At 70.2% G+C, this 24,476-nt stretch carries 14 protein-coding genes; 1 reads left to right on the plus strand and 13 read right to left on the minus strand.

The features are described from left to right. Positions 1-6 precede the first annotated feature (6 nt). Positions 7-9,696, minus strand: a complete 9,690-nt coding sequence (locus WS45_RS19810; RefSeq protein ID WP_059701507.1) for a non-ribosomal peptide synthetase — start codon at positions 9,694-9,696, stop codon at positions 7-9. 271 nt (positions 9,697-9,967) lie between these two features. Here WS45_RS19810 and WS45_RS19815 point away from each other — a divergent pair, with 271 nt between their 5' ends. Further along, positions 9,968-11,713 (plus strand): cyclic peptide export ABC transporter, encoded by a 1,746-nt coding sequence (locus WS45_RS19815; protein ID WP_059701230.1) that lies wholly within the window; start codon positions 9,968-9,970, stop codon positions 11,711-11,713. Positions 11,714-11,928: 215 nt separating this feature from the next. On the opposite strand, the gene WS45_RS19820 is transcribed toward WS45_RS19815, so the two are convergent. The 12 genes from WS45_RS19820 to WS45_RS19870 form a co-directional block, all read right to left on the minus strand. Continuing rightward, positions 11,929-12,975 (minus strand): ABC transporter substrate-binding protein, encoded by a 1,047-nt coding sequence (locus tag WS45_RS19820; RefSeq protein WP_059701233.1) that lies wholly within the window; start codon positions 12,973-12,975, stop codon positions 11,929-11,931. Continuing rightward, positions 12,972-13,772, minus strand: a complete 801-nt coding sequence (gene fhuF, locus WS45_RS19825) for a siderophore-iron reductase FhuF (protein WP_059701235.1) — start codon at positions 13,770-13,772, stop codon at positions 12,972-12,974. Before fhuF ends, WS45_RS19820 begins: the two co-directional genes overlap by 4 nt. Then, on the minus strand, positions 13,769-15,862 hold the full coding sequence (gene fhuB, locus WS45_RS19830) for a Fe(3+)-hydroxamate ABC transporter permease FhuB (RefSeq protein ID WP_059701237.1): 2,094 nt from the start codon (positions 15,860-15,862) through the stop codon (positions 13,769-13,771). The genes fhuF and fhuB overlap by 4 nt, the downstream gene beginning before the upstream one ends. After that, a complete protein-coding gene (locus tag WS45_RS19835) occupies positions 15,859-16,710 on the minus strand; it encodes an ABC transporter ATP-binding protein (protein WP_059524424.1) in 852 nt (283 codons plus the stop codon). Before WS45_RS19835 ends, fhuB begins: the two co-directional genes overlap by 4 nt. After that, positions 16,700-17,719: a TauD/TfdA family dioxygenase gene (locus WS45_RS19840; RefSeq protein ID WP_059701239.1), complete on the minus strand. Its 1,020-nt coding sequence runs from the start codon at positions 17,717-17,719 to the stop codon at positions 16,700-16,702. The genes WS45_RS19835 and WS45_RS19840 overlap by 11 nt, the downstream gene beginning before the upstream one ends. Positions 17,720-17,764: 45 nt before the next feature. Then, on the minus strand, positions 17,765-18,007 hold the full coding sequence (locus WS45_RS19845; protein ID WP_059701241.1) for an MbtH family protein: 243 nt from the start codon (positions 18,005-18,007) through the stop codon (positions 17,765-17,767). A 94-nt stretch (positions 18,008-18,101) separates the two neighbouring features. After that, entirely contained in the window at positions 18,102-18,770 is a 669-nt protein-coding gene (locus tag WS45_RS19850) for an RNA polymerase factor sigma-70 (protein WP_059701243.1), read from the minus strand. Between the two features lie 65 nt (positions 18,771-18,835). Then, on the minus strand, positions 18,836-19,057 hold the full coding sequence (locus WS45_RS35150) for a hypothetical protein (RefSeq protein ID WP_156437239.1): 222 nt from the start codon (positions 19,055-19,057) through the stop codon (positions 18,836-18,838). Positions 19,058-19,099: 42 nt separating this feature from the next. Further along, a complete protein-coding gene (locus WS45_RS19855) occupies positions 19,100-20,131 on the minus strand; it encodes a fimbrial protein (RefSeq protein ID WP_059524434.1) in 1,032 nt (343 codons plus the stop codon). After that, positions 20,128-20,874: a fimbrial biogenesis chaperone gene (locus WS45_RS19860; RefSeq protein WP_059691836.1), complete on the minus strand. Its 747-nt coding sequence runs from the start codon at positions 20,872-20,874 to the stop codon at positions 20,128-20,130. The genes WS45_RS19855 and WS45_RS19860 overlap by 4 nt, the downstream gene beginning before the upstream one ends. A gap of 16 nt (positions 20,875-20,890) precedes the next feature. Next, the gene (locus tag WS45_RS19865; protein ID WP_059701245.1) at positions 20,891-23,344 is read right to left on the minus strand and encodes a fimbria/pilus outer membrane usher protein; all 2,454 of its coding nucleotides are present in this window, start codon (positions 23,342-23,344) and stop codon (positions 20,891-20,893) included. Positions 23,345-23,466: 122 nt separating this feature from the next. Further along, positions 23,467-23,979, minus strand: a complete 513-nt coding sequence (locus WS45_RS19870; protein WP_059524437.1) for a fimbrial protein — start codon at positions 23,977-23,979, stop codon at positions 23,467-23,469. Positions 23,980-24,476 lie beyond the last annotated feature (497 nt).

Raw genomic sequence — 24,476 nt, forward strand, 5'->3', positions numbered from 1 at the left:
TCGTCCTTATTGGGTTTCCAGTTCGCCGAGCAGCGCATCGATCGCGCTCGCCGCGTCGGTCTCGCCGCGTGCCGCGCAGGCCGCGTCGATCGCGTCCGCGCAGCGCGCGAGCGTGCGGGTGTCGAACAGCGTGCGCAGCGGCAGCGCGAGGCCCCAGTGCAGGTTCGCCTGCGCATGCGCTTGCGTCGCGAGCAGCGAGTGGCCGCCGAGCTGGAAGAAATCGTCGTCGCGGCCGATCGCGTCCACGTGCAGCACGCGCTGCCAGATCGCCGCGAGCGCGCGCTGCGTGTCGGTCGCGAGTTCGACGGCCGCGGCCGCTTCGCGCACCGGCGCGGGCAGCGCATGGCGGTCGCACTTGCCGTTCGGCGTGACCGGCAGCGCGTCGAGTTCGATCAGCTGCGACGGCACCATGTAGGCCGGCAACTGTGCGCGCAGCGAATCCAGCAAGGCGGCACGGTCGAGCGGCCCCGCGTCGCCACGTGCGACATAGCCGATCAGCTGCGCGTCGCGCACGATCACGACCGCGTCGTGCACGCCGGGCGCCGCGCGCAGCAGCGCCTCGATCTCGCCCGGCTCGATCCGCTGGCCGCGCAGCTTCACCTGCGTATCGACGCGGCCGAGGTAATCGAGCGCGCCATCGGCGCGACGCCGTGCGAGGTCGCCGGTGCGATACATCCGGGCGCCCGGCACGAACGGATCGGGCACGAAACGCTCGGCCGTCAGCCCCGGGCGGCCGAGATAGCCGCGCGCGAGGCCCGCGCCCGCCAGATACAGTTCGCCGGTCGCGCCGGCCGGCACGGGCTGCCAGGCCGCATCGAGCACGTGCAGCTGCAGGTTCGCGATCGGATGGCCGATCGGCACCGCGACGGCGCCGGCGTCGTCGGGGCCGCAGGTCCAGTGCGACACGTCGATGGCGGCTTCCGTCGGCCCGTACAGGTTCACGAGCGTCGCGTTCGGCACGAGGCGCGCGACCTTCGCGACGAGTTCGGGCGCGAGCGCCTCGCCGCTCGCGACGATCAGGCGCACGCTGTCGCATTGCGCGGCGGCCGAAAAGTCGTCGAGATACGCGGCGAACGCGGCCAGCATCGACGGCACGAAGTGCAGCACCGTCACGCCGTGCGCATGGATCGCCGCCGCGAGGCGGGCCGGATCGCGGTGGTCGCCGGGCGCGGCGATCGCGAGCTTCGCGCCGGTCGCGAGCGGCCACACGAATTCCCACACCGACACGTCGAAGCCGAACGGCGTCTTGTGCAGCACGACGTCGTCGCGCGTCAGCCGGTACGCGTGCTGCATCCACGCGATGCGGTTCGCGAGCGCGCCGTGCGAGTTGCCGGCGCCCTTCGGCTTGCCGGTCGAGCCGGACGTATAGATCAGGTAGGCGAGCTGTGCATCGTCGATGTCGGTTGCACAGTCGGCGGCGGCGGCGTCCATTTCGCCCGCCTCGTCCGCGAGCAGATCGGTCACCGTCAGCAGTTGGGTCGTCGCGTCGTCGCCGAGCGCGGCCTCGACCTGCTCGCGCAGATGCGCCTGCGTGATCGCGACCGCGGGCCGCGCGTCGCGCAGCAGGTACGCGATGCGCTCGGCCGGATAGTCGGGATCGACCGGCAGGTACGCGGCGCCGGCCTTCAGCACGCCGACGAGCGCCGTCACCATGTCGAACGAACGCTCGACGCACAGCGCAACCGGCGTGTCGGGCCGCACGCCGCGCCGGCGCAATGCGGCGGCGACGCGCGTCGTGTTCAGGTCGAGCTCGCGATAGGTCGCGCGCTGCACGTCACCGTCGGGATCCGCGTATTCGAGCGCGATCGCGTCGGGCGTCGCCCGCGCGGCGGCCGCGAATTGCAGATGCAGCGGTTGGCGTTGCGCGTCCGGCCACGTCCGCGCGGTGTCCTGCGCGCGCGCCAGTGCGTCGCGCGTCGCGTCGTCGGCGATCGACAGCGTGCCGAGCAGCGCGTCCGGCGAGCGGGCCAGCGCATCGAGCGCGCACGCGAACGCGCGGTGCCAGCGTTCGACCTGGTGCGTATCCACGCGCGCGGTGTCGTAGCCGTAGTCGATCGTCAGTTCGGCGCCGCTCTCGATCACGAGCGTCAGCGCGAAGTCGGTCGACTCGATGCTGCGCACGCCGCTCAGTGCGAGCGCGCGCGGATCGGCGTCGCGCGCCGTGTCGTCGACGGGATAGTTCTCGAACACGACCAGCGTGTCGAACAGTGCGCCGCCGGCGCCGCGTGCCCAGCGCTGGATGTCGGCGAGCGGCGTGTGCGCATGCTCGGCCGCGGCCGCGTTTTCGCGCTGCAGCGCCTGCAGCCAGTCGGCCGCGCGTTGGTGCGGCGCGGGTGCCGTGATGACGGGCAGCGTGTTGATGAAGAGACCGAGCACCGTGTCGACGTCCGCGAGCGCATCGGGACGGCCTGCGACGGTCGCGCCGAACGCGACGGCCGGCTGATGCGTCATGCGTTGCAGCGCGAGCGCCCAGGCGCCCTGCACCAGCGTGTTGACGGTCAGCTTCAGCGCACGCGCCGTTTGCGCGACACGCGTCGTCGCAGCCGCGTCGATCGTCGCGCGCCACGTGACCATCTGCGCATCCGCGCGGTCGGCCACGCGCTCGGCGATCAGCGTCGGTGCGTCGAGACGCGCGAGGCGCCCGGTCCAGAAGCGCTCGTCGGCCTCGCGGTCGCGCGTGCCGAGCCACGCGATGAAGTCGCGATAGCGCAGCGCCGGGCGGCTCGCGAACGGCGACACCGCGTCGGGGGCGCGATAGTCGCGCAGCACGTCGGCAAGCAGGCGCGCCGTGCTCCATCCGTCGAGCAGCACGTGATGGCGCGTCCACACGACGCGCCACGCGTCGTCCGTCACGCGGATCAACGTGAGCCGCATCAGCGGCGGCTCGCGCCAGTCGAAGCCGCGGGCGCGGTCGGCCGCGAGCCACGCGTCGAAATCGGTGTCCAGCGTGTCGCCGCGCATGCGCCAGTCGAGCTGTTCGACCGGCATCCGCGCATGGCGATGCACGCATTGCAGCGGTGCGGCCTCGTCGGGCATCACGCTGGTGCGCAGGATGTCGTGGCGTGCGATGGACGCGGCGAACGCGGCCGCGAGCCGGTCGGCATCGAGCGCCGTCGCGGTCGCGACGAGCTGGTTCACGTAGCTTGCATGACCCGGCGCGAACAGCGCATGGAACAGGATCCCCTGCTGCATCGGCGACAGCGGATACACGTCGTCGATCGTGCGCCAGTCGAGCGGCGCGCGCTCGATCGCGGCCTGCGTGAGGCCGGCGGCCCGGGCGAGCGGAAAATCGCCCGGCGTCGCACCGCCGCCGCGATGCGCGACACGCGCTGCGCATGCGTCGGCGAGTTCGCGCAGCGCGGCGGCAAAGCGATCCGCGAATGCATCGATCGTCGCGCGCGCGAACTGCGGCGCACCGTAGACCCAGTGAACTTTCAGCGTGCGTGCGCCGTCTCGGTCGGTATCGAGGTAGGCGTGAATCGCGAGCGTGTTGCCGAGCGGCCCTTGCGGGTCGCGCTCGATACCGGTGCCGCCGAAGCGCGGCACGAGCGTCGCGTCGCGCGGTGCGTCGAACTGGCCGAGATAGTTGAACGTGACGCGCGGACGCGGCACGGCGGCCAGCGCCGCACGCGTCGCCGCGTCGCCGTAGTGCGCGAGCACGCCGAAGCCGAGCCCCTTGTGCGGCACCGCGCGCAGCGTGTCCTTGACGGCGCACAGCGTGTCGCGCGCGGTGGCTTCGACGGGCAGCGTGACCGGATAGTGGCTCGTCAGCCAGCCGATCGTGCGGCTCGCGTCCGCGTCGTCGAACAGCGCCTCGCGGCCATGCCCCTCGAGTTCGACGCGGCACGACGCAGCGCCGCTGGCGCCGGCCAGCGCCAGCGCGAGCGCCGCGCCCAGCAGTTCGATCGTCTGCGTGCGATACGCGGCGTGCGCGTCGGTCAGCGCGGCGCGGGTCAACGCCGCGTCGATCGTCTGCACGACGACGGCCGCGTCGGCGTTCGTCGCCGGTGCGTCGGGATGATCCGGCACGAGATCGTCGCCCTCCGCCATGCCGGCCCAGTAAGCCGTTTCGGCGGCGAACGGCGATGCCGGATCCGTCGCGGCACGCGAGAGGCGCGCGGCCCAGGCATCCGCACGCAAGCCCGGCTGGGACAGGCGAACCGGCGTGCGCTCGCATGCGGCGCGATACGCGGCGTCCAGGTCGTCGAGCAGGATGCGCCACGACACGCCGTCGACGATCGCGTGATGAATCGCCAGATACAGCCGCGTCGCGCCGTCCGGCAGCCGCGCCGCACATGCGCATGCGAGCGGCCCGCGGCCGAGATCGAGGCGGCGCTGCAAGGCGTCGAAGCGCGCCAGCGCGTCGGCTTCGTCGCGCGCGGAGACCTCGACGAACGGAAGCGCGTCGTACGGTTTCGCCGCATCGCTCGCGTGCCAGTGGCCGTCCGCGCCGCGTGCGAAGCGCTGGCGGAACGCGTCGTGATGCGTCAGCAGCGCGTCGAATGCACGTGCGAACGCATCGGCGTCGAACGGGCCGCGCACGTCGAAGGCGACCGACTGGTTCCAGTGGCCCGGATGCGGTACGCCGAGCGCGAAGAAGCGTTGCTGTGCCGGCGTCAGGATCGCCGCTGCGGCAGCCGTTGCGGCCCGAGCCGGCGCCGATGTCGATGCCGACGGTGCGGCGGCAACGTCCCCGGTTTTCGCGATGCGCGCGAGTTCGGCGACCGTCGGGCCGTCGAACAACTGCTTCGGCGTGAAGCGCACGCCGCGTTTGCGGGCGCGTGCGATCACCTGCAGCACCAGAATCGAATCGCCGCCGAGCTCGAAGAAGTTATCGTCGCGGCCGACGTGCGGCGCCTTCAGCACCGCCTGCCAGACTTCGGCGAGCGCCGTTTCGACCGGGCCCTGCGGCGCGTCGCCGGCGGCAACCGCCACCGGCGCGGCGGCCAGTTCGCGCAGTGCCGCGCGATCGATCTTGCCGTTCGCCGTCACCGGCAGGCGCGCGAGCGCGACGAACTGCGCGGGCACCATGTAATCGGGCAGCGTCGCGCCGAGTGCCGCGCGCAGGGCGGGCTCGTCGAATGCCGCGCCGTCGCGCATCACGACGAACGTCGCGAGCCGCAGGCGGGCGTCGTGCTCGATCGCGAGCGTCTCGGCCTGCGCGATCGGACCGGCCGCGCGTACCGCCGCGCTCACCTCGCCCGGCTCCACGCGATAACCGCGAATCTTCACCTGATCGTCGATGCGGCCGAGGAACGCGAGACGGCCGTCCGCGCGCAGGCGCACGCGGTCGCCGGTGCGATACAGGCGCGCACCGGGCGTGAACGGATCGGGCACGAAGCGCTCGGCGGTCTGCGCCGGTCGGTTCAGGTAGCCGCGCGCCACGCCCGGCCCGCCCAGATACAGCTCGCCCGTCGCACCGGCCGGCACGCACGCGCCGAACGCGTCGAGCACCAGCGCGCGCGCATTCGGCAGCGGCAGGCCCAGCGGCACGCCGCTTGCGGGATCGCGCGCTTCGGCGCCGATCGACGCGGTGTCGCACGCGATCGCGCCGACGGTCGCTTCGGTCGGCCCGTAATGGTTGATCACGCGGCAAGCCGGCGCGAGCGCGGCCAGGCGCGCGACGAGCGCCCACGTCAGCGTTTCGCCGCCGGTCACGAGCGCGTGGCGCGGCAGCACGTCGGCCGGCACGCGCGCATCGAGCAGCGCCTGCAGGTGGCTCGGCACGATCTTCAGCACGCCGACGTCGCGGCGGCGCATCTCGTGTGCGAACAGGTCCGGATCGAACGCGCACGCGGCCGGCAGCAGGTGCAGCGTGCGGCCCGCGCACAGCGCGCCGAACAGCGTCGTGTGGCCGAGGTCGGCGGCGACGGTCGACACCATCGCGAACGACGCGTCCGGTGCGAACGCGAGTTCGTCGAGCATCCCCTGCACGTAGTCGGCCAGTGCGCCGTGCGACACGACGACGCCCTTCGGCGTGCCGGTCGAACCCGACGTATAGATCAGATAGGCGCCCTGCCCGGGATGCGGCGCGACGCGTACGCCGGCCGCATGCGCGAGCGTCGCGTCCTGTGCGAGCGCGTCGACATCGAGCGGCTGCGCGTCGTTGCCAGCCGGCCACGCGGCGACATCCCGCCCCTGCGCGACGAGCGCCCAGCGTGCACCGCAATCGGCGGCCGCGGCTGCGACGCGTGCAGCCGGCTGGGCCGGGTCGAGCAGCACGGCCAGCGCGCCGGCCTTCAGTGCGCCGAGCAGACCGACGACGAAGCGGACGGAACGCTCGATGCAGACGATGACGGGGGCTTCGGCCGTCGCGCCGCGCAGCGTCAGCGCATGCGCGATGCGGTTCGACGCATCGTCGAGTTCGGCGAACGTCAGCGACGCCGACGCATCGGCGAGCGCGACGCGATGCGGATACGCGGCAGCCTGCCGCGCGAAGGCGGCGACGACGTCGGCGTGTTCGACGTTCAGCGCACGGCCGTCGCGCGGCTGGCGCGACACCGGCGACGCATCGCACGGCAGCGCGGCCGTCGTGCGGTGCGGTTCATGCGCGGCGGACGCGACGAGCGCCGCATAGCTGTCGAGCCACGCGCGCGCGGTGTCGGCATCGATGCAGTCGGTTGCATAGGCGGCGACCAGGTCGATGCCGTGCGCGTCGTCGGTGAAATCCAGCGCGAAGTCGAAGCGCGCGGCGAGATCGGGCCCCGGCGTCGCAACCGCGGTCGCGCCCGGCAGCACGCTGTCGTGCCGCGCATCGAACTGCTGCGCGAATTTCACGCGCAGCCATTCGTCGCCGCGCTTGACGGGCGGCTTCACCGCATCGACGACGCGCTCGAACGGCACGTCCTGGTGCGCGACCGCATCGAGCGCCGCCGCGCGTGCCGCGTCGACCAGCGCGCGGAACGGCAGCGTCGGCGCCACCCGCACGCGCAGCGCGACCGTATTCAGGAACAGCCCGAGCAGCGCGCGCGTTTCCGGGCGCTGGCGATGCGCGACCGGCACCGCGACGACCACGTCGGTCTCGCCGGTCACGCGCGACAGCCATGCGTCGAGCGCCGCCAGCAGCACCGTGAAGACCGTGGCCTGCGCGTCGCGAGCGAGACGCCGGACGTCGGCAGCGACCGCGTCGGGCAGGCGGACCGACACGCGTGCGCCCTGCAGCGTGCGCGTCGCGCCCGGCTGGCGGTCGACCGGCAGCGCGAGCGGGCCCGGCACGTCGCGCAACGCGCCGCGCCAGTAGTCGAGCTGACGCTCGCCTTCGCCGCCGGCGAGCATGTCGCGCTGCCAGTCCGCGTAGTCGGCGTACTGGATCGGCAGTGCCGGCAACGACGGTTCGCGGCCTTGCGCATACGCGCGGTACGCGGCCGACAGCTCGTCGAATGCGCAGCGCGAGCTCCAGCCGTCGGTGATCGCATGGTGGGCGGTCAGCAGCAGCCGGTGGCGGTCGTCGGCGAGCGCGACGAGCGTCGCGCGCAGCAGCGGCCCGTTCGACAGATCGAACGGCGTGCCGGCGTCCCGCTCGGCGAGGCGCGCAGCTTGCGCGTCGCGCGCGGCCGGCGGCTGGCCGCGCAAGTCGAGCGTCGCGATCGTGACCGGCAAGCGGGCATGGATGCGCTGCATCACGATGCCGTCGTCGTTGTCGACGAGGGTCGTGCGCCATGCGTCGTGCCGCTCGATCACGTGATCGAGCGCGCGCTGCAATGCGGCGCGGTCGAGCACGCCGTCGATCGTCCAGTGCGCGGCGATGTGGTACGCGGCGCTGGCGTCGCGCGTTTGCGCGAGCACCCAGAAGCGCTGCTGTGCGAGCGATGCGGCGCGATCGACGTACGGGGCGCCCGATGCGGCGGCATCGGCCGGCGCGCGGCGCGCGGCAATCGCGGTCAGCGGCGCGCCCGTTTCGCGTTCCGCGCGATCGACGTGCGCGGCCAGCTCCGCCAGCGCCGGATCGGCGAACAGCGTGTCGAGCCGCAGGTTCACGCGCAACGCGGCGCGGATCGCGGCCTGCAGTTGCATCGCGGCGAGCGAATCGGCGCCCAGCGCGAAGAAGCGAGCGTCGCGCGACGGCGTTGCGTCGCGGCCGAGCAGCGTTTGCCAGAGACCGGCGATCTGCTGCTCGGTCGGCGTGCGCGGGGCGTCGCCCGCGGGCCGTTCGGTGTCGCGGGCGGTGGCGATGCGCTCGCGTAGCGCGGCACGGTCGATCTTGCCGTTCAGCGTGTACGGCAGCGCGTCGCAGCGCACGAACCGGTGCGGCTGCCACGCGGCGGGCAACTGCGCGCCCACGTGCGCCTTCAGCGCGGCATCGTCGGCGGTCGCGCGCAGCGCGACGCACGCGATCAGCCGCGTCGGCCCGTTGCCGGTTTCGGCGATCACGGCCGCGTCGGCCACCGCCGGATGCGCGCGCAGGCACGCGGCGATTTCCGCGGGCTCCACACGCACGCCGCGCACCTGGACCTGGTCGTCGAGACGGCCGAGATAATCGAACGCGCCGTCGGCACGCAGACGTGCGAGGTCGCCGGTGCGGTACACGCGCGCACCCGGTTCGCCGTGCGCATCGGGAACGAAGCGTTCGGCCGTCAGCGCCGGGCGGCCGTGATAGCCGCGCGCGAGACATACGCCGCCGAGCAGCAGCTCGCCGCCCTCGCCCGGTTCGCCGAACTCGCCGCCATCGATGCGCGCGACGCGCGGGCCGATCGCGCGACCGATCGGCAGCGACGCATACGCATCGTCATCGGCCAGCACCGGCATTTCGCCCGGCTCGACCGGCCACAGCATCGGGGAGATCACGGCCTCGGTCGGCCCGTAGCCGTTGATCAGGCGAACCGACGGGAACGTGCGGCGCACGAATTCGAACGCCTGTTGCGGCAGCGCCTCGCCGCCGAACGCGAGCACGCGCAATGCCGGCGGCACGCCGTCGCGCGCGGCGACGGCCGCGAATTCGCGCAGATACGCGGGCGGAAACGCGGCGACGCCGATGGACTCACTCACCATCAGCGCATGGGCGGCGTCCGGCGCGAACGGCTGCGGCGGAGCAATCGTCACGCTCGCGCCGACGGCGAGCGGCGCGAGCCAGCATTCGTGCGCGGCATCGAAATTGACCGACGCGAAATGCAGCAGGCGGTCGCCGCCCTCGATCGGCAGCGCGGCCGCGAGCGCGTCGCAATGCGCGGCGAGCGGCCCGTGCTCGACGACCACCGCCTTCGGCGTACCGGTCGAGCCCGACGTATAGATCATGTAGGCCGCCGAGCGCGGATGCACCGGCACGTCCTCGTCGTCGACGAAGGCGGCGGCCGCCGCATCCGCGGACATCGCGTCGAACGCGTATTCGAACGGCGCGCCGAGCGCCGCGCGGCCGGCCGCGTCGACGATCCCGTGGCGCAGTTGCGCATCGCGGACGATCCAGTCCAGACGCGCGGCCGGATGACGCGGGTCGAGCGGCACGAATACGCCGCCCGCCTTCAGCACGGCAAGCAGCGCGACGAACAGCTCGCACGAGCGTTCGACGCAGACGCCCACCCGCACTTCCGCGCCGACACCGGCCGCGCGCAACTGGCGTGCAAGGTGCGACGCACGCGCATCGAGCGCGCCGCGCGACAGGCGCAGGTCGTTCTGGAAAGGCGCGGCGAGCGCGGGCGCGTCGGGCGCGCGGCGCGCCAGTTCGCGAATTCGGTGATGCAGCGCAGTCGGGAAACTCGTCATGTGCGTGAAGTCCTTCGGTCCGGCCGCTTCGGCCAAGTCTCGGGGCCGCATGGGGCGGCTTCACTGGTGTGACGAACGGCGCGGCCGATTTTTTACCGTTTTGCGCGCAAAGCCAGAACGGATGCATTTTTTGAAGGCACCGCTAAATATTTGCGCGGCCCGTTCGTCTATCAGGGAGGAAAGCCGCGACCGGGCCCGTCCGGTGTGCTGCTTTCGCATCAATCTCGCCGTTTCCGCACATTTGCCTGCCCTTCATTTACCGACGTTGCCGATGACCGCCGCCCACGAGCCCGCTCCCCCGCCGTCCCTCGACGCCTCCCCCGGCCGCCCCGCGGCCCGCCTGATCCTCGCGCTGCTGCGCGAAAGCCGCGCGTCGCTCGCGCTGGCGCTCGTCGCCTGCGTGCTCAACGGCGTCGCGAGCGTGCTGCTCGTCGCGACGCTGAACCGTGCGCTCGCGACGCCCGGCGCGGCCGACGCGTCACTCGCGTGGCGTTTCGCGCTGTGCGCGGTGATCGCGCTCGTCACGCGCATCGTGTCGGGCACGCTGTTCGCCCGGCTGTCGCAGGACACGATGGCGCGGCTGCGCGTGCATCTCGCGCGGCGCGTCGGCGCGGCCGAGCTGCGCGACATCGAGCGGATCGGCGCGGCGCCCGTGCAGTCGGTGCTGACCGACGACGCGACCAACGTGTCGATGCTGTTCTTCGCGCTGCCGAACCTGGTGATGCACGGCTCGATCGTGTTCGGCTGCCTCGGCTATCTCGCGTGGCTGTCGTGGCCCGTGTGCCTGCTCGCGCTGACCGCGATCGTCGCGGGCTCGCTCGGCTATCACACCGGCGACCGCCGCGCGATCGCGTCGCTCGAGGCGGCCGGCCAGGCGCAGGATCGCCTGTTCGGCTATCTCGGCTCGCTGTTCTCCGGCGCGAAGGAACTGAAGCTGCACGACGCGCGCGCGCGCCAGTTCGTCGACGGCCAACTCGGCGCGGCGATCGGCGAGGTGCGCGACCATCGCCGCCGCGCGTTCAGCGCGTATGCGGTCGGCGTCGGCTGGATCATCTTCCTGTTCTACGTGTTCCTCGGCGCGGCCGCGTTCTGGCCGCAGCTCGGCGTGCATGCCGATGCGGGCACGGCGGCCGGCTACGTCGTCGTGTTCCTGTTCATGCTGGTGCCGCTCGACGGCCTGCTGAACAACCTGCCGACCGTCAATGCGGCGCGCGTGTCGCTCGGGCGCATCGAGAGCGTGATGGCCGAATTCGGCGCGCTGCGCACGGTGCCGCCCGCCAGCGACGCCCCCGACGTGCCGCCGGCCGGCGCCGTCACGCTGCGCGGCGTCACGCACGCGTATTTCCACGAGCGCGACGAACGGATGTTCCGGATCGGGCCGATCGACCTGACGATCCGGCCGGGTGAGCTCGTGTTCATCGTCGGCGGCAACGGCAGCGGCAAGACGACGCTCGCGAAGGTCCTGACGGGGCTCTACGAGCCGGAGGAAGGCGCGATCGAGGTCGACGGCCGGACGATCGGCTGGCGCGAGCGCGCCGCGTACCGGCAGCGCTTCAGCGCGGTGTTCAACGACTTCCACCTGTTCGACGCGCTGCTCGGCATCGTCGATCCCGACGATCCGGCGCGTGCGCAGGCCGATGCGCGCGCGAACGCGCTGGTCGCAAAGCTCGCGCTCGATCACAAGGTGAAGGTCGTCGACGGCGCGTTCTCGAACCGCGCGCTGTCGACCGGGCAGCGCAAGCGGCTCGCGCTCGTCGTCGCGTATCTGGAAGACAGGCCGTTCTACCTGTTCGACGAATGGGCGGCGGACCAGGATCCGTCGTTCAAGGCGGTGTTCTACGAGCAGCTGCTGCCCGAACTGCGCGCGCGCGGCAAGGCCGTGATCGTGATCACGCACGACGATCGCTATTTCGATCTCGCCGACCGCCTGCTGAAGCTCGACAACGGACAGATCGTCAGCGACACGACGCCCGCGCGGTCGCGCGCACGGGATGGCGCCGATGCGCTCAGCGCGTAAGCATGCGTGAGCACCGGCTTCCTGCGTGCCGCAATTGCCGCGCGCGCAGGCGGCTGGTGCTCGGCTCGGCGGATCGAAAGAAATCGGAAAAGGCGAAAGGAATTATCGTTCGGTGTACTGGACTATGCTTGCCGCCGTCGGGATGCCGCGACAAGCGAATGCCTGCGCGACTTTCGTTCACGCGCTGCCCTGCCCGCGAACGACAAGCCGCGCGTTCAGCGCACGGCCGGCAGCTTCAGCAGCGTATTGGTCATCACGTCGGCCAGCTTCAGCGCCGACATCGGGCCGCCGAACCCCCAGATGTTCCGTTCGACGAGCGCGATCCTGCGTTCACGCAGCGCAGGCACGAAACGCCACACCGGCGAATCGAGTTTCGACGACAGCGGCACGTCCATCCCCGTCGCGGTGACGAACAGCACGGCGAGATCGCGTTGCCGGAGCAGATCGGCGGACGTCACGTAAAGCGTGCCTTCCCGCGTCGGCTTCTTCGGCCACGGGTCGAGTCCGAGCGCGCGCGCGAGGCCCGCCGACGTGCTGTTGCCGGTATACGCCCAGTAGCGATCGGGCAACCCGAGATCCTGCAGCAGTGCGATGCGTTCGCCGCCGCGTCCCGCCGCCCTGAGCCGCAATGCGTTGCGCGCGATCCCCGCGTCGAGCTGTGCTTCGACCGCCTTCGCGCGCGCATCGCGCCCGGTCACGGTGCCGATCGTCCGGAAGATCTGGCGCATCCAGTCGAGCTGCGTGACGGGCACGCCGTCTTCCGACACGTTCGGGCTGAACTGGAACAGGATCGTCGGCGCGATCCGGTCGAGCGCGGCGAAGATCGGCGCATGCCGGAAGCCGACGCCGATGATGAGGTCGGGCTTCACCGCGGCGATCGCCTCGAGCCCCGGCTCCTGACGCGAGCCGATGTCGGTCACGTGCGCGAGCCGGTCGCTCTCGTAGCCGAGCCAACCCGGATAGAACGCGGTATCGGCCATGCCGACCGGCACGATGTCGAGCGCGATCACGCTTTCGGCGAACATGAAATCGAGCGCGACCACGCGTTGCGGCCGCACGGGCATCGTCGCGCTCGCCTGCGATACGACGGGGTTGCCGGCGAGCGAGCGGCCCGGTTGAGAAGACATGCCGCCCTGCCCGCCGCGTGCGTCGTTCGCGACCGCGGCGGCGGCCGGCGCGGCCAGCGCGCCGCAGCATGCGGCGCCGAGCGCGGCCAGTGCGCCGAGCGCATGGCGACGGCCGGCATGCGGCGCCGGCGTCACCGGATCGCGTCCTGCTCGGCCAGCGCCGCGTCGTCCATCGTCAATAGCAGCGGGCAGCTTCCACACAGTTGCGTTTCTCCAGGAATTTCATAGCGCAGGCAGCACACGCGGCGCGCGCGAAACGGCGTCGGCAGCAGCGGCGAGCGCGGCACGGCGTCGCGCACCGGCAGGCGCAGCGGATTCGGCTCGCCGTCGACGCAGGACGCGCCGAACAGCCAGTCGGCATCGCGAGCGGGATCGGCCGCGCATGGCAGCGAACGGTACGTGTCGAGCAGATAGTCGAGCAGGTTGCCCGCGTTGCTCCACAGCACGCGCGGCGTGACGCGGCCCATCGCCGCGAGCAGATCGATCACCGCGCCGAGATGCGCGACGAGCCCCGCGTAGCGCGGCGCGGGCGCGACGCACGGCGCGCCGAGCGCGTCCGGCGCGAAATACAGCGCGGCCGGCATCCCGTCGTCGAGCGCGACGAACGTGCGCTCCGGCGCCATGTCGAGCGGCCGGCCCAGCGTCAGCGCGGCGACCACGCCGGCAGGCGCCGCGCGGCCGAAGTAGTACTTGCTCCATTGCGACATCAGCGCGCGCGCGTGCTGCGCCGGATCGCCGCCGTAGTGACGGACCATCGCGTCGAGCAGCGCATCGCGATGATCGGGCAGCGCGCCGACGGGCACGACGATCCGGCCCGGCGCATGCGCGTCGTCGGGCATCCCGAGCCACGCCGCGTCGAGATGCTCCGCGAACGGTTCGGGCGCGAACGCGGAAAAGCACGTGGCGCGTGCGCCGTCGAGCGCCGGCGTCATCGCCCCGCGCGCCGGGCGCGGCGCCCCTCGAGGATCAGCAGCCCGAGCAGATACGGCGCGCCGATCAGCGCGGTCAGCACGCCGGCGGGCACTTCGCGCGGCGCGACGACCATGCGGGCGGCCAGGTCGGCGCACCCGAGGATCAACGCGCCGCATGCGGCCGCAAGCCACAGCCGCGTGCGGTGCCGGCGCGCGCCGAGCATCGTCGCGACGTGCGGCGCCATCAGCCCGATGAAGCCGACCGGCCCGACCGCAGCGACGGCCGCGCACGCGGCGAGCGTCGCGACCGTCAGCGCGAGGGGCCGCAACGCGGCGACCGGCAGGCCAAGCGCGGCCGCCTGGTCGTCGCCGAGCGCGAGCATGTCGAGCGGCCGCGCGAGCCATGCGAATACGGGGACGGCGAGCACGCACCACGGCAGCAGCATCGACACCTCGCCCCACCCGCGGCCATAGGTGCCGCCGACGAGCCACACGACGAAGCGCGCGGGCTGCACGCTTTCCTGCGTGATCAGCCATTGCGCGAGCGTGGTCCACAACGCGCCGATCACGATGCCGGTCAGCGCGACCGCGAGCGGTGCGTAACGATGCCGGTGATTCAGCACGAGCGTGATCGCGAGCGACACCGCACCGCCGGTCAACGCGGCCACGGCGAGCGTCACGTGCCCCATCAGCGGCCACGTCGACAGCGCGAACAGCGTGACGAGCCCCGCGCCCTGCGTGACGCCGAGCACTTCGGGCCCCGCGAGCGGGTTGCGCACGACGCTCTGCATCGCGACCCCGCTCGCGGCCAGCAACGCACCCGCGAGAAGCGCGCACAGCAGCCGCGGCAGGCGCAGGTCGATCAGCATCCGCGCGACGGCATCGTGACCCGCCAGCGCGGCGGACCAGCGTGCCGGCGACAGCCATTCGGGACCGGCCGACACGCCGACGCACACGACGACCCCGCCGGCCGCGACGAACAGCGCGGCGCGCAGCGGCCAGCCGAGCCGCTCGAGCCAGGCGACCATCCGCGTCGACCCGCTGCCGGCCGCGCGTTCGGCTTGTGCGTGCAGCACGCCCGACCATGCGGCGCCGCGCCGGATCATCGCGAGCATCAGCGGCGTGCCGACGAGCGCGATCGCGACGCCGGTCGACAGCGTCGCGTCGAGGCCCGACGCGAGCACCGCGCTGTCGGTGACGAGCACGAGCGCGCCGCCCGCGAGCGCCGACAGCGGCGCCAGCACGCCGAGCCGGGCCGCGCGTGCGCCGCGCACCTGGCGCAGCAGATTCGGCGCGACGAGCCCGACGTACGACAGCGGGCCGGCGATGCTGACGGCCACGCTCGTGAACGCGACCGCGACGATCGTCGCGGCGAGCCGCGCCGCGTCGACGCGCACGCCGGCCGCGGCCGCCGCCTCGTCGCCGAGCGCGAGCGGATTCAGCGGCCGGATCACGAACGGCAGCGCCAGCAGCGGCGCGACGAGCCAGCGCATGGCGAGCGCGAGCCCGGTCGCGCCGGGTTGATAGAGACTGCCGTTGGTCCACAGCGCCGCGCCCGCGATGTTCTGCTCGAAAAACGCGAGCACGAGCGTCGACAGCGCCGCGAACAGCAGCATGCAGACGCTGCCCGCGAGCACGAGCCGCAGCGGTGTCGCGCGCCAGCCGCCCGCCGCGACGATCGCGCACGCGGCGGCGATCAGCCCGCACACGAACAGCAGCGGCACCGACGCGACACCGGCGAGCGCCGGCACCAGCATCGCCGCGAGCAGGCCGAGCTGGGCGCCGCCCGTCACGCCGAGCAGGTCGGGCGACGCGAGCGGGTTGCGCGTGAGCGACTGAAACAACGCGCCCGCGATGCCGAGGCAGCCGCCCGCGACGAGCGCGGCCGCGACACGCGGCAGGTTGAGGTCGAACAGGAACACGCCCGCGAGCGCGGCCGCGTCGCTGCCCGGTACCGCGTTCCACCACACGCGCAGGTCCGGTGCAACGCGCAGCACGGCCAGCGCCGCGATCAACGCGACGAGGCCGAACGCGAGCGCGCCGGCACGGCGGCCGGATGCCGCGCCCTGCCCGCTCGCCGCGAGCCGCTTGCGCATCGCGAACGTCGTCATACGGCGATATCCCGTTGAACAGCACGATCGAACGCGCCCGCCGTGCCGGATGCCGGCGGTCCGTAGGCCGGCACGCACATCGGCGCGCCCGTTTGCGGATGCGCGAGCTTCAGCATGTCGACGCCGAACGCCGCGCGCAGCCGCGCCGGTTCCAGCATCGCGTCGGGCGAGCCCTGCGCGACGAGGCGGCCGGCGCGCATCAGCACGATGTCGTCGCTGTATGCGGCCGCCTGGTTGAGGTCGTGCAGGACCCACACGATCGTCAGCCCGCGCGCGTGGTTCAGCGCGCGCAGCGCGTCGAGGATGTCGAGCTGGTGATGGATGTCGAGATAGGTCGTCGGCTCGTCGAGCAGCACGATCGGCGCCTGCTGCGCGAGCGCCATCGCGATCCACGCGCGTTGCCGCTCGCCGCCCGACAGCGCGCCGACGTCACGCTCGGCGTCGCGGGCGAGGCCGCTCGTGACGAGCGCCTCGTCGATCGCCGCATGGTCGGCGCGCGACAGCCCGCGCAGGAAACCGCCATACGCGTAGCGGCCGTACGCGACCAGCTCGCGCACGGTCAGCCCCGACGGAATCTGGTTGAACTGCGCGAGCATCGTCAGCTCGCGCGCGAGCGCGCGACGGCGGAACGACGCGAGCGGCCTGCCGTTCACGTCGATGTGGCCCGCACGCGCGGGCTGCAGGCCCGCGAGCGTGCGCAGCAGCGTGCTCTTGCCGCAGCCGTTCGGACCGCACAGCGCCGTCACGCGGCCGGCCGCGATCGACAGGTCCAGCCCGTCGATCACGACATGGTCGCGATAACCCACCGTCAATCCGCGCGCGGCGAGCGCGGCGGGACTACGCGTCATCGGTCCTCCGTTCGGCCGCGCGCGGGACCGTGTAACTTTGCGCCATCGCGACGACCACCTTGCGCGGCCCGTCGAACGGGTCGCGTGCGTGCGCGGTCAGCATGTTGTCGAGCATCAGCACGTCGCCCGTCCGCCACGGGAACACGATGCGCCGGCGATCGAGCACGTCGCGGATTTCCGCGAGCGCGTCGGCCTCGAGCGGCGCGCCGTCGCCGTAATACACGTTGCGCGGCACGTTCTCGAGCCCGACCGCGTCGACGAGCGCTTCCTGCATGTCGTCGTCGAGCGCGGACAGGTGAAACAGGTTCGCCTGGTTGAACCACACGCGCTCGCCGGTGCGCGGATGGCGCGCGACGGCCTGGCAGCGTTCGCGCGTGCGCAACAGCAGTTCGCCGTCGTCATCGGTGCGCCATGCGCATTCGATTCCGCGCGCCGCGCACATCCGCTCGACCTCGGCCGGCTCGTCCGTGCCGAACGACTGCTGCCAAGGCAGGTCGAGCCCCTGGCCGAAATTGCGCACGTACAGCAGCTCGCGCTGCTCGAAGCGCGCGACCAGCGCCGGATCGAGCGCGCGATAGACGGCGCGGCTGTCCGCGATCGGCGTCGCACCGCCCGTCGGCGCCGCGAGCGCGCAATGGAACCAGATCCGCAGCGGCCACTCGCGCGTGTACGACTGCTCGTTGTGCAGCGGAATCGCGCGATGCGGCGGGTATTCGGTCGACGTGTAGACGGCGCCTTCGACCTGGCTGCGCGGCGTCGACGCGTATTCGTAGCCGATCAGCGGATCGCCGAACGACGCCGCGAACTGCTGGAACGCATCGATCGACGGCACGTGAAAGCCCGTGAACAGCACACCGCCCGCCCGTTCGAGCGTGTCGGCCGCGATCGCATGCGCGAGCGGCGCGATCTCGTCGATCGACATGCCGTCGGCGCCGCGCGGCGACACGACGGTGGGCAGCCCCGGCTCGATACGCAGGTCGTCGAGCGTCGGCAACGAAAGCAAGGTCATGCAACGTCCTCTTCAGGTGGCGCGCCGCGCACGCGGCGCAGCGGGTCACGACGCGCGCGTCGCGCGATCGCCGTCCATCGCGCGGCGCAGGCTCGCGGGGCGCATGTCGGCCCAGACGGTCTCGATGTGCGCGAGGCAGTCGGCCTTCGGGCCGCGCACGCCGACCTCGCGCCAGCCGGCCGGCACGGGCCGGAACGTCGGCCAGATCGAATACTGTTCTTCGTCGTTGATGACGACCGTGTAGACGAGGTCGTCGGTGTCGGCGGAAGGCGTCGTGGCTTGCGTCATGATCGAAAAAAGCGGGAGGCGGTTGAGGGAGGCGAAGCGGCGAATCGTCGGATCGGCCGCTCCTGTCTTGAAGACGATTGGCCGGCGCGTTTTTTTACCGCCGCCGCGCGCGGCCGCCGAGGAACGCCGGGCACGCGTCGCCGCGATGGCATGCGTCGAGGCATTCCGCGCAGTGCCGCTCCGCGTCGCGCACCATGAAATGCACGAGCGTTTGCGACACGTTCAGCGCGCGCGCCGCGGTCTGCAGCGTCTCCTCGCGCAGCCGTACCATCTCGAACGCCGCGCGGCTGCGCGCCGGCAGGTCGTCGAGCGCGGCCCACACGCGGCGCAGCGTGTCGCGCGTCATCAGCGCGGCTTCGGGCGTCGGTTCCGGCGACGGCACGTCGAAGCCGTCGTCCTCTTCCGTGTGATAGACGTTCTCGAGGCTCTGCCGGCGGCACGCGTCGATCGATGCGTTGCGCACCATCCGCGTCACGTACGCGACCGGCTGGCGCACCGCGTCCTGGTTCGGGAATTCGACGAGCTTCACGAATACATCGTGCACGACGTCCTCGGCGCGGCTCGCACAACCGACGAAGCCGCGCGCGACGTTGACGAGCATCGCGCGATGGGAAATCAGCACGTCGAGCAGCGCGCCCTGCGCATGCGGCTCGGCGGTGCGGCGCGCACGCGGCGCGGGGCGCGACGGCCGGTCCGGATAACTGCCGAGGAACGGGTTCGCCGTTGCCGCTGCCGGTCGTTCGAGCACTTCCGCCATAGCCATCGATCTGCTCCGTCAGATTTCGAGATAGCGCAATTTAACGTAAACGCAAATCATTCTCAATCCGATTACCGAATATCCCTTCCGATTATCTGGATTTGTCTGATCAATTGGCGGATTCCGTGTTTTGGCGAACTGGACAGGCCGAACGACAGGATCTCGGCGAAGACACCACCGGAATGCTCCGGCCGCCGCCGAAGCGCATTGCACACCACGAAATGTGTCGCCGAACGCTTCGAGCTGCGCGCCGCGAGTCTGAAAAAAAACGCCGGCATGCCGGCGTTTTTCATGATGTGGGTGCCGTGCGTCGAGCCGCGCTCGCGCCGATCGCGTCAGTAGATAAACAACCGGATCGTCGCCGTGCCGTTGAACGGACCGATCTTCGGCGGTCCGAACGCCTTCAGAACGGCATCAAGCGTCACGCTCTGGTAGTTCACACTTCCCGGCATCTGGGCGAGCACGAACTGTTGGTTGAACGCAATCGCCTTGCCGTTTCTGTCCTCGATGCCGATGCCGAAATTGCTCTTCGGGTCCGGCACGAGCAGCCCGTTCTGCACCGTCTGCGATGTCTCGAAGTAGCCGTCCACGCGCACCGCCACGTTGCATTGCTTGGTCAGCGCGAGACTGAACGACTTGCGCGGCACCGCTGGCAAGAAGCCGTTGCCCGTGGCCTGAACCTGGCCGAACTTCACGATGCCGGGTTCAGGCGTGACCTTCACATCGACGAGACAAGGCGTCGGTTTCAGTTTCTGCAGGCCGCTCAGCTTGTAGCGAAAGCTCGGATTGATGTAGTTCAGACCGCCCCTGCCGTCGAACTGGAACACCGCATAGATGTCGGATGGCGGCTGCGACCAGTTGCCGCGCTTGCGCACCACGATCTGATAGGTGATGCTCAGCGGAAACTTTTCGCAACGCCCTGCCTTGACCTCCGCGTCGCTCAGCTTGCATTCCTCCACATAGGTTTTCGTCTGTACGCCATCGCCGGGCTGACTGCTGCGGCCGAAGTAATCTTCACCAAGATAGCGAATGCCGATTTCGAGACCCCACGCAGCCGGGGTCTGCTTTTCAGGGTTCGCATAGAAATAGATCCATTCACCGTACGTCTTCTCCCTGCCGCCGAGATCCTTGTAGCAGTATCCCGTCGTCGTGCGCGGCGGCGACACCCAGATCACGTACCCATCCGGTGCATCGGTCGGATACGACGCAACATTGCCGATCGCTTCCGTCAGCGACACACCGCCGTTGTTTGCGATGCAGCGCACAGCCCACGCCGGCTGCGCCAACGCAAAGAACAGCCCGATCACACACCACCTGAGCCACGCCCGCATTCTCGACTCGATCCTGTTTCGTCGCATGCCGCTCATTTCTTCACGCTCTTGCACGCACCCGCGTCGCACGCATACTCGACCGCCACCTGGCCGCCGTAATCGTCGATGTGCGTGACGAACAGCGTCGACGGCGTCGCCGCCTTGAACGGCACGTCGGCCGTGCTCATCGGGCTCACCATCACCGGCTCGATCGGCACCGGCGTCTTCTGCGCGCCCGCCGTCACCTCGATCACCGTCACGTGGTACGGCGTCGGGTTGTCGAACACGAGCCTGTGCGCCCCCGCGTCGACGCGCAGCGTCATCGGCAGTGTCCAGTCCTCGTCGCGCGCCGGCTGCACGGCCTTCGGCCGGTAGAACAGCTTCATCTGCGTATGCAGCGCGATCTGCAGCGTGTTCGGCGTATCGGACTTCGGCGGCACTTCGCGGATGTTCAGGTAGAAGACCGATTCGCGATCGGCCGGCAGCGCGGCGCCCGGCAGCCTGGCGATCCGCAGCACGTTGCGCTCGTTCGCCTCGACGCGCTGCAGCGGCGGCACGACCATCAGCGGCGACGTGATCTTGTTGCCCTTCGCGTCCTCCAGCCACGACTGCACGAGATACGGATACGTCGTGCTCTTGTTCGTGATGGTGACGATCGCGGCCTGTTCGCCTTCGTTGAAGATCACGCGTGTGCGGTCCGGCACGATCGCCGCGTGCACGACACCGGCCGCCAGCGCGCCGGCCGCGGCCAGCATGCACGACGCGCGTCGCAGGAAGGAAAGAGAGAAAGCTGGGTTCATCGCTGGATCCGTGAAATCATCGTTCGGCCCGTGCGGCCGCTGCATGCGACTCGCCGGGCGTCTGGCACGTCACCGGAATCGGCGTGCCTTCGAGTTGAAGCTGATTGGGCAGTGCGTCCACCGTGCACAGCGTGCGCTCGCCCGCGCGCACCGCGAGCGCGGATTTCGGCTGAACCTGCGTCAGGAACGCCGCACCGCCCTCGCCGACGATGCCGAGCTCCTTGCCGTTCGCCGCGTCCTGCACCGACGCGCCGAACGGCAGCGGCTTGCCGGCCGCGTCGGTCAGCGTCAGGTACAGGTTGCTGCCGCGCGCGACGTTGAACTTCGCAAAGCCGATCGCGCCGTCGGTCAGCACCATGCGCTGGATCGGGTTCGACACCTGCACTTCGAGCGGAAGCTTCTCGACGTTGACGGTCGCGTCGTACACGTTGTACGGCGAGATCCCGTCGAGCACCGCATAGCCGCGCGAGTCGGTATGCGTGAGCGTGCCGGACAGCGGCACGTCGGGTACGCCGTCGGTCGAGACCAGGAGGCGCGTATCGCCGGCGTTGCCGTTCGCGTGCGCGGACACGCCATATTGGGTCGCGACGAACGAGCCGTCGACTTCGAGCGACGCGGCCGCATACGCGTTGGCGAGCGTCGACGCCTGCGCGGTCAGCTGATACGTCGACGTGCGCTGGCGGAAGCTCGCGTTCGCCGCCGCGCGGCCGTCGGTCGCGCCCGCGTTGACCTGGTAGGTGCGACCGTCCGGGTCGTCGTAGATGTAACCCGCGTTCACGCTCGTGCTGCCGCTGCCCGTCGTCAGGTTCGACGTGACGGTGTGGCGGCCACCGATCGGCAGCGTCGCCGTCACCGAAAACTGATTGCCGCTCGCGCCCGCGCTCTGCGTGCGGAACGCCGACACGCTGACGTTCAGGTTGCGCAGCGCGCCGATCGAGAACGCGCGCGTCAGCGTGAGGCCCACGCGCTGCTCGGACGAGCGCGCCCAGTAGGTCGTCTGGTCGTACGAGAAATAGGTCGACGTGTCGCCGAAGCGCTTCGACATCGTCGCCGAGTAGCGCTGCTTGCTGTTCGCGAGGCCGTACGCGGTCGGGTCGCCGGAGAACTGCGCGAAGTTGGTGTACTCGCGTTCGGAAAAGCGATAGCCGAAGAAGCGCACGTCCGCGTCGAGCCCGTCGAAGTGCTTCGAATAGTTGATGCGGTACGAGTTGCCGTTGCGTGTCGCGCCGTTCCACCACAGCCGCGCGCGCGCATGCGTGACGTCGGCCGATACCGCACCGAACGTGCCGAAATCGCGGCCGACGCCGAGCGCGATCGACGTATAGCCCGATGCCGCGATGAAGCCGCCGTACACCGTGACGTCGAGCGGCAGGCCGTATGCGATTTCGCCGAAGCCGAAAAACGGCGTGATGCCTGCGCCGCCGAACTGCCGCGGCTTGCCGACGGCGGCCTTGTAGCGCAGTTGTCCGGTGCGCGCGAGGAACGGCACGGCGGCCGTCGTCACCTGGAAGCGCTGCACGCTGCCGTCCTCTTCCTCGACCGCGACGTCGAGCGTGCCCTGCACGCTCGTGTTGATGTTCTGCAGCGCGAACGCGCCCGGCGACACGCGCGTCACGTACAGCACGCGCCCCGCCTGCGACACGGTCACGGTCGCATTGGTGCGCGCGACACCCGAGATCAGCGGCGCATAGCCGCGCAGCGAAGGTGGCAGCATGCGGTCGTCGCTGCGGATCGACGCGCCGGTCAGCGCGAACGTGTCGAAAATGTCCGAGCTCAGGTAGTCGTCGCCGAACGTCACCGTCGACTGGATCGACGGCAGCGCGCGAAATGCGTAAAGCCGGCTGAAGCGGAACGTGCGGTCCGCGTACGCCGTGTTGCCCACGTTCGACTGCGCCTGGTAGTCGCCGCGAAAACGCCATGCATCCCAGTTCGCGCCGATTGTGCCGTAGGCCTGGATCGAATTCGTCTGCGCGCCGCCGGCACCGAAGCTGCGGTTCGTGTTCGCGATCACGCGATAGTCGAGCATCGCGCCAGGAATCCCCTCGGACCAGCGCTCCGGCGGCAGATAGGTCGAATCGGTGAACTCGAGCGCGGCCTGCGGAATCGTGATCTTGAGGCGTCCGTCGCTCTTCAGGTAGCGCACGGTTGCTCCCTCGATCGCGCCGAGATCGACGCAACGGCCGCCCTGGAAGCGCGGCAGGTCCTTCGCGAGCGACGGCTTCAGTCCGAACTGCGCGACGAGTTCCGGCGGCAGGCACGGCTTGCCGGCGCCGGACGCATCGAGCGCGATGAACTGGATCGCCTGCAACCCGTAGAACAGGTCGTTGACCTGCACGTCGAGCATGTATTCGCCCGGCAGCGTGAAGTCGGCCTGGGAGAACTGCGACAGGTCGACATTGTTCGTGCCGTCGATGTCGAGGAACGACGAATTGAATTCCGTCGCATGGCTCTGGCTGCCGACCACCAGCACGGAGACGCAAAGGAAGGAATGTCTGATTCGCACGCGGCGCTACCGGAAGTCCGAGGAAAAGGAAGCGGGAAGGAAACGAGGACGGAGAAAGGGTGCGCGCACCCCTTCTCCGGTACGGACGCTTACTGGTAGCGAACCGTGAAGTTCGCGACGCCGTCGGCGGTACCCGGCGTCACGCCGGCTGCCGTCGCTTCGTACATCGCCGCGAAGCGTGCGACGTTCGTGCCGTTCTGCAGCACGGTCGGCGCCTTTTGCTCCGCGCCGTTGTCGAGGTATTCACCCGACGCAGACTGCAGGCGGATGCCGACGTTGGTCGCCGAGCCGATCGTGGCGAGCAGCTTCGGCTGACCCGCGCTCGACGTGCCCGTGAACGTGAAGTACGCGTTCTGCGCGATGCTCGTGTCGCAGTCGGTCAGCTTGATGTCGAAGTTGGTCGGCGTGGACTTGTCGCCGGCCTGCTTGAACGTGTGGGTCGGCACCTTGCCGAGGTTCACGGTCTGGTTGACCGAACCCGAATCGATGCCGCATGCGCCCGCGACGATCTCGCCCGTGAAGTTGATCGTGCCGGTGCCCTCTGCGAAGGCCGAGGTGGACAGGGCTGCGAGTGCGACAGCGGTCAGGAGGGATTTTTTCATGACGTTTTCCGTGTGAATTGCAAAGGGAATGGACGACGTGGCGGATACAAAAGGCAGCGTGTGGTTGGCTCCCGTCCGTCACGAGGCGGAATTATCGAGATAGGAATGAAAGAATTCTGTAAATGATTGTCAAATCGCCCATGACAATCTTCAATTCCCCCATCTTCAAACGCACTCTTTCCCTGAAATTCACAATTCCGATATTTTCGTCCGAAGTCCTTTTTAATTTCCCAGAACCTACTGAAAATTAACGGCATTTCTTTTTCTCGAATGCGGATGCCCCACTCCGCCTTTCCGGGCAAGGCTTTCCAATATCACCAGCCTTGAAAGACAAAATTCTGTCCAATCCCGCCATCGTTGTTCGACCGCAACGATAGCAATCGTCGATTTTCAACTGACAGGAAATTAACGAGTGATTTTCGTCAGCTGCAATTTTCGCGCAAACGATTGCGCAATTCGCACAAACGTTTTACCGCGACACTTTGCCGCCCCGCATT

Origin of the sequence: Burkholderia sp. RF2-non_BP3 (assembly GCF_001522185.1) — a bacterium.
Taxonomy (GTDB): Bacteria; Pseudomonadota; Gammaproteobacteria; order Burkholderiales; family Burkholderiaceae; genus Burkholderia; species Burkholderia diffusa.